The 6865-nt window shown below is 69.5% G+C and carries 5 protein-coding genes; 4 read left to right on the top strand and 1 reads right to left on the bottom strand.

Annotation, left to right across the window (positions count from 1 at the left end; translation table 11 throughout):
* Positions 1 to 215: 215 nt before the first annotated feature.
* Positions 216 to 1781, top strand: coding sequence for an alpha-L-arabinofuranosidase B (locus AOK09_RS20880; protein WP_107101407.1), 1566 nt, complete (start codon positions 216 to 218; stop codon positions 1779 to 1781).
* Positions 1782 to 2263: 482 nt separating this feature from the next.
* Here AOK09_RS20880 and AOK09_RS20885 read toward each other — a convergent pair whose 3' ends face one another.
* The gene (locus AOK09_RS20885) at positions 2264 to 4165 is read right to left on the bottom strand and encodes a cellulose binding domain-containing protein (RefSeq protein WP_055588742.1); all 1902 of its coding nucleotides are present in this window, start codon (positions 4163 to 4165) and stop codon (positions 2264 to 2266) included.
* A 1479-nt stretch (positions 4166 to 5644) separates the two neighbouring features.
* Here AOK09_RS20885 and AOK09_RS42325 point away from each other — a divergent pair.
* The 3 genes from AOK09_RS42325 to AOK09_RS20900 all read left to right on the top strand — a co-directional run.
* On the top strand, positions 5645 to 5890 hold the full coding sequence (locus tag AOK09_RS42325) for a hypothetical protein (protein ID WP_245687399.1): 246 nt from the start codon (positions 5645 to 5647) through the stop codon (positions 5888 to 5890).
* Positions 5887 to 6132: a cellulose binding domain-containing protein gene (locus AOK09_RS20895; RefSeq protein WP_055588744.1), complete on the top strand. Its 246-nt coding sequence runs from the start codon at positions 5887 to 5889 to the stop codon at positions 6130 to 6132. The genes AOK09_RS42325 and AOK09_RS20895 overlap by 4 nt, the downstream gene beginning before the upstream one ends.
* A gap of 166 nt (positions 6133 to 6298) precedes the next feature.
* Positions 6299 to 6865: arabinofuranosidase catalytic domain-containing protein (locus AOK09_RS20900; protein WP_322973198.1), on the top strand; the 567-nt coding region annotated here is incomplete at its 3' end.

Genomic DNA, 6865 nt, shown 5'->3' on the forward strand with positions numbered 1-6865 from the left:
TGGCAAAGACCGAGGACACCGGCGAATCGCCGACGTCCCTTGGTGCAGCTACGGGGACGCATCGGCGAGGTGGGTCAGCAGCGCACCCGCGGCGACTCGGTCTCCTGACTCGGGCCGATTCCGCCCGCTGTCCGCATCAGCGGATGTCGCACCTCAGCCATGTCCCGACGAAGAAGCACCCAGCGAAGAAGCACCCAACGAAAGGGAGAAGTCCGATGATCCGTCTGTGGCTGCGCCGCGTCCGGCGCAGCTTGCTCGGCACCGGCGCGACGATCGCGCTGGCCGCCGCCGCCCTGACCGGGACAGCTGTGCCCTCACAGGCCGCAGCACAACAACCGTGCGACATCTACGCAGCCGGCGGCACGCCGTGCGTGGCGGCGCACAGTACGGTGCGCGCGCTGTACGCCTCGTACAGTGGCAGCCTCTACCAGGTCCGGCGTTCCTCCGACAACACGACCAGGGAGATCGGAGTCGTGGCGGCCAGCGGCCGGGCTGACGCCTCGGCGCAGGACGCGTTCTGTGCGGGCACCTCGTGCGTGATCACGACCGTGCACGACCAGTCGGGCCACGGCAACGACCTGCAGTACCAGGGGCCCGGAGGGGCGGGAGGCTCCGACACACCCGCGAACGCGACCTCGGAGTCACTGACGGTCGGCGGCGGGAAGGTGTACTCGCTCTACATCAACCCCGGGAACAGCTACTGGCGCGACGGCCACCTCACCGGTGTCCCCACCGGCAGCGCGCCGGAAGGCGCCTACATGGTGACCAGCGGCACCCACGTCAACAAGGGCTGCTGTTTCGACTACGGCAACAGCGAGACCGACCGCAAGGCTGACGGGGCCGGCGCGATGGACGCGATCTACTTCGGCACCAGCTGCTGGTTCGGTGGTTGCTCCGGATCCGGCCCCTGGGTCCAGGCCGACCTGGAATACGGGCTCTACCCCGGCGGCAGCCAGTCCTGGAACTCCAACCAGAGGGCCTTCACCAGCAAGTACGTCACCGCGATGCTCAAGAACAACGGGACATCGCGATTCGCGATCAAGGGCGCCGACGCGCAATCGGGAGGCCTGACCACTCTGTGGGACGGCGCACTGCCCGGCGGGTACAGCCCCATGAAGAAGCAGGGAGCCATCGTGCTGGGCAGTGGCGGCGACTGCTGCAACGGCAACACCAACCAGTCCCTGGGCACCTTCTACGAAGGCGCCATCGTCTCCGGCTATCCGTCCGACGCCACCGACAACGCGGTCCAGGCCAACATCAGCGCGGCCGGCTACGGCGGTTCGTCGTCGGGCGGCGGATCGGGCTCCCTGACGCCGGGTTCGCGGATCTCGTTGCAGGCGACAACCTCATGCTGCACCGCGGACTACGTGAAGCATGACGACAACGACAACAACGTGGTCATCGCGAACATCTCCTCCTCGTCGTCGGCCACGGACAAGGGCGACGCTACGTGGATCGTGCGTGCGGGCCTGTCCAACAGCTCCTGCGTGTCGTTCGAGTCGGCCAACAAGTCCGGACAGTACCTGCGCCACCAGAACTACCAGCTCCATCTGACCGGCAACGACGGGTCGTCCACGTTCTCGCAGGACGCGACGTTCTGCCCCCAGTCGGGACACAACGGCCAGGGGTACTCCTTCCAGTCGGTGAACTTCACCAACAGATACCTGCGCCACTACGCCTACACGGTGTACATCGCCTCCAACGGTGGCTCCAACGCCTTCGACTCCGCCACCTCCTGGAACGACGACACCAGCTGGAACATCGCCACCCCCTGGTCCTGACCGCCTCCTCGGCCTGGCCGGCGGGTGCCGGCCAGGCCCAGGAGCGGGTGCTCCAGGGTGCATCCGGGGCGGGCGTGCCGGCCCTCCGGTCCGTCCAGCGGAAGCAGCGACTCGGCGGCGGAGGGTGACGTCCAGGCGGTACGAAGGGCCGATTCCGTTGCGCGAGCTCGCCTGGTCACGGACCTTCCACGGCCGTTCCAGCCAGCGGCGGACCCTCGCCCCCTCGGGTAGCCCCGAGACCCTCGAAGCCGCCCCGGGCCCACGCCCTGGGCGGCTTCCGGGTCTGCGCGGCGCGGTCGGGGTGTGGAAGTTGGTGCGCGCGAAGACGGCTCAGGCTTCTGCCGGCACAATACGGACAACCACTCGCAGCCGCCGTCCACCACCCGTGCATCGCTGCGGGAGAACGCAGGACACCCGGACGCTGTGCGCCCGGGTGTCAGCGACCCGGCTCCCGCGGTTCGTCGGGCTCCGGCCCTGCGTGTTCAGCCGGACGTACAGGCGGCGCCGTTGAGCGTGAACCCGGTGGGGCCGGCGTCGTTACCGGACCACGTTCCCTGGAAGCCGAACGAGACACTTGCGCCCGCTGCAATGGTGCCGTTGTAGGAGAGGTTCTTGGCGCTGACAGCGGATCCGCTCTGCGTGACGGTGGCGTTCCAGGCGCTGGTCACCTTGGTGTCACCGGGGAAGCCGAAGGCCAGGGTCCAGCCGTTGACCGGCGTGCTGCCGGTGTTGGTGACGCTGACATCCGCGGTCAGCCCGCCCTGCCACTCGCTCTTGGTGTAGGTGACCGTGCAGTTGCCCGTACCCGTGCCGCCGGTCGTCGTACCACCCGTGGCGGTACCGGACGTCGTGCCGCCGGTGGTGGTGCCGCCCGTCGTGGTACCGGACGTCGTACCGCCGGTCGTCGAACCACCCGTCGTCGTACCGCCCGTGGTGGTGCCGCCGCCGGGATGCAGTTGCAGGACCACGATGGAGTAGGCCGGTACGGTCTGGCTGTTGGGGCTGCCGGTCGTGGCCGAGGTGATCGAGGTGGCGTTCTTGCCGTAGGTGTACACCGTGGGCGCGGCCGATGACGGCGTGAAGCCGCTGTAGGACAGGGAGACCGTGGCGGCGTTGCTCGGGTCCTTGTTGATGAGCATGACGTCCACGTCGCCGTTGGCCCGCTTGACCGCGTGCGCGGTGAGCAGCGAGCTGGAGCCCGTCGCCTGGACGAGGGTGTCTCCCGGGGCTCCCAGCTTGGTGATCATCTGGGTCCCGTAGTAGGGCGCGAACGGCGTGTTCAGCGCCGGCTCGCAGGAGGCGCCGCTGGACAGCACGCCGTAGTCGTCGTAGTCGGTGGCACCGTCGACGGTGGTCACCTTGCTGCAGTCGGTGCCGTTGTGCAGTGCCCACCAGTCGACGTTGAAGGCGCCGTTCTCCATCCAGGTCAGGTACTCGTCCGGCGCGAACAGGCCGTTGGGGGCGGTGTCCCGGTAGGTGTTGCCGTTGGCCTCGGTCACCGCGATGCCCACGTCGGCCGCATGGGCACCGGCGTACTGGCTGATCAGCGAGTGCAGGGTGCTCGCCATCCCGGGGATCTCGGCGTGCGGCTTGGCCAGCAGGTCCGCCTCGCTGGTGCTGGTCGGGTAGTGGTGCACGATCACAAAGTCGATCTTGGAGCCGGCGATCGACAGCACCGTGTGGTTCCAGTCCTGCGTGTCGCCCGGGCCCGTGATGCCGTCCGGCCAGTTCCCCGGCGTGGTCAGCACCGCGCCGATCTTCACGGTCGGGTCGACCGCCTTCATCGCCGAGGCGTACTGCAGCAGGTTGGTCGCGTACGTCGTGGCGCTGTGGCTGGAGTGGTGATCGGTCTCCCAGCCGGCCCCGTACTCGCCGTTGCCGTAGATCTCGTTGCCGATCTCCCAGTACTTGACCCCGTAACCCTTGGTCACATTGGCGTACCGCACCCAGTCGGCCGCCTCCTGCGGAGTCCCCGAACCGTAGTTGGCGATGACGATGGGCTGGGCGCCGGCGGCCTTCACCGTGCCCATGTAGGTGTCGAAGTCGGTGTTCGCCGCGACGTAGCCGCCCTCGGTGGTGTTGGTCTGCCAGTGGTAGATGTCGGCGTAGGAGCCACCGGGGTAGCGCACCGTCTTGATTCCGGCGGCGTTCAGCAGCCCCGGGACGGCCGAGTGGTTCATGTTGCCGTCGTAGACGGCGACGTTCGTACCGACGCCGGTGGCCGGGATCGTCGCCAGTCTCTGGCCGGCGTCGACGGACACGGACGCGGTGACCGCGGCGGACGCGCTCGGGCTCGCGGCAGTGCTCGCGCCCACCACGGCGACGAGTACGGCTGTGGCCCACACGAACGGGCGGCGGATGGGGGTGGGAACGAATCTGCGCATGGGCCTCTCCGCGAAGCACTCTGGGGTCTTCGGGTGCGGGCGGCAGGGGATCTCCCCCGAGCGAACCGCGGTCGATCGCGCGCCGCCTGGCGCCGGACGGTCGCCGGCATCGCTCGGCGCGGATAATCCACGGTGCCGACCGGGCTGCGGCGGCTGCTGCCCCGGTGACGGACGCATCTGTCAGTTCGGGGTCTTCCGCAGCCTCGCCGCAGGGCCGGACGAGCAGCAGCCAGGCTGCCGGCACGCCATGTGGCCGGGCACGTGGAGGTTCATGTCGAGGCCGCGGACTCCCGGCTTCGGCAAGGGTGGCATCGGTTCCTGAGCCGGGCGGCGGGGGCCATCGTCCCGTGTCCGCTCTCCGAACGCAGCCGTCGGTCGGCTCCGGGGCCGGGAATGTCGCCGGCCGGCGCCCCGCAGCTGTGCCGCGTCAACGCGCTCTCCGATGTGCATCTCGGGCCGAGGGATGCGGGCGGGGTTTCGCCCGTCCGTCGGCGTTGTGCTCGTGCCGGGTGTGCGGGCAGGGCACGCAGGCACCCGGCGGCGGTCGCCTCAGCGGGGGGCGCCGGCAGACCTCCGTCCGGGGCTCGACCGTCCCCGTCGGCGCGGTGTTGCGAAGTTCAACGCAGTGCTCCTTGCGGTGTGGTGGGCCGGGCAAGGCTGACTGTTCGGGGGGGAGGTGAGACGTTGTTAGCGCTCACAGTTCCGCACCCACGAATGCCGGTCCGTGATGGCGGATGCTCGCTGCTGACGGCGGCAGCCTGCATCACCCTGCGCGAGGTGTCAACCCTTCCCGCAACCCGAACCGGCTTGCCTGTACACGTCATTGACGCCACCCGCCCTTTCTGCTTACCTGTCTCCTCGCGACCCCTGGCCTTCCCTCTTGCCGGACCGGGCACTGCGTCGGGACGTCCACCTCCTTCGAGCACTCCCCTCGTGCTCCGCTCCCCCGCACATCGCCCTCCTGACGCATCGTGCACACCTCACCGGCCGCCACCGCTCTGCGGTGCCGGCGGCCGATGACTTCGAGAACACGTCGCTGCGCCATGGGTGATGTCGTCCGCCGGACGAGTCCACCTCCGCCATGGTCGCCGCGTCCGGTCCTCGCGCCCTGACGGAAGCAGCAGCCGCGCCCTGCTCGCGGAGACCCTCCTGCACCTGTGGGCACAGGACATTCCGGCGGACGGAGAGGAGACCTCACGCGCAGCGGCTCGGGTCAGCGCTCACACGCGCCCCGATGCCGTGAAGTACGCGAGTGTCTCGCGTCTCTGACGGTCGCTCAACTGACCCACCTGCCTCACCGACGCCGCCGATGTCCACGTGGCTCCGGACGCCAACCGCACCAGCGCGGCCGGCCGAAGTGGGCCATTTCCACTCAGGTGGCCGCATCAGGCCTGCACGGGTCCGACAGCTCCGAAGCTGTAAGGAGAACCAAGTCACATGCAACCATCACCCCGCCGCCGTCGGCTCCTCACCGCCGGCGTGACCGGCCTGGTGTGCGCCGCCTCGCTCCTCGTGGTGGCCCAGTCGCCGGCGAGCGCAGCCTCCGCCGTGTCAGTTGACGCCGCGGTCACGCATCAGAGGATCGACGGATTCGGCATGTCGGAAGCGTTCGGCCAGGCCAACTCGATCCGCAACCTCTCCGGCACCGCCCGCCACCAGGCCCTCGACCTGCTGTTCAACAGGAACACCGGTGCCGGGTTCAGCATGGATTCCAGGCAACCGTGACGGTCGCCAACCCGTCGTCGGCGGCGGTCAACGGCTGGACCGTGCGGTGGACGCTGCCGAACGGGCAGACGGTCACGCAACTGTGGAACGGCGCCCTCACCACCAGCGGATCCGGCGTCACCGTACGGAACGCCGACTACAACGCGACCATCCCCGCCGGAGCCACCACCTCCTTCGGCTTCACCGCCACCTCGACCGGTCCTGCCACCGCACCGGCCGATCTGACCTGCTCCAGCCCCTGATCCCGCTGTTCCCCGTCCGCGCGGTACGAGCCCCCGGAGCGGGGGCCGCCGAACGTGGCTCACCCCACACGTGGCCGACCACCACCCCCGCACGCCCGGCGGATCGGCCATCCCCACAAGAAAGCCGCCCAGGGCGGCACTCCCCAGAGAAGCGAGGAGAAACCTGATGTCCGCATCATCAGCCACTGCCCGACTGTCCCAACGCCTCCGACGATGGGCGCTGCCGGTGAGCACGGCGGGCGCACTGGTGGCCGCCGTGCTGGTCGGCGGCGCTGCCCCGTCCCAGGCGGCCGGTTCGCTGCCCTGCGACGTCTACGCGTCCGGCGGCACTCCGTGCGTGGCCGCGCACAGCACCACCCGCGCCCTGTACTCCTCGTACAACGGCCCGCTCTACCAGGTCCGGCGCGCCTCGGACAACAGCACCAAGGACATGGGCCTGCTCAGTGCGGGAGGCTACGCCGACGCCGCCGCGCAGGACTCCTTCTGTGCCAACACCAGCTGCGTCATCACGGTGATCTACGACCAGTCCGGCCGGGGCAACAACCTCACCCAGGCACCCCCCGGTGGGTTCTCCGGCCCGGCGGCGGGCGGGTACGACAACCTGGCCAACGCCACGGCCGCACCGATCACGGTCGGTGGTCACAAGGCCTACGGCGTCTACGTCGCGGCCGGGACCGGGTACCGCAACAACCACACCAACGGCATCGCCACGGGTGACCAGCCCGAGGGCATG

The sequence above is a fragment of the Peterkaempfera griseoplana genome, from assembly GCF_001418575.1.
In the GTDB taxonomy this organism is placed as follows: domain Bacteria; phylum Actinomycetota; class Actinomycetes; order Streptomycetales; family Streptomycetaceae; genus Peterkaempfera; species Peterkaempfera griseoplana.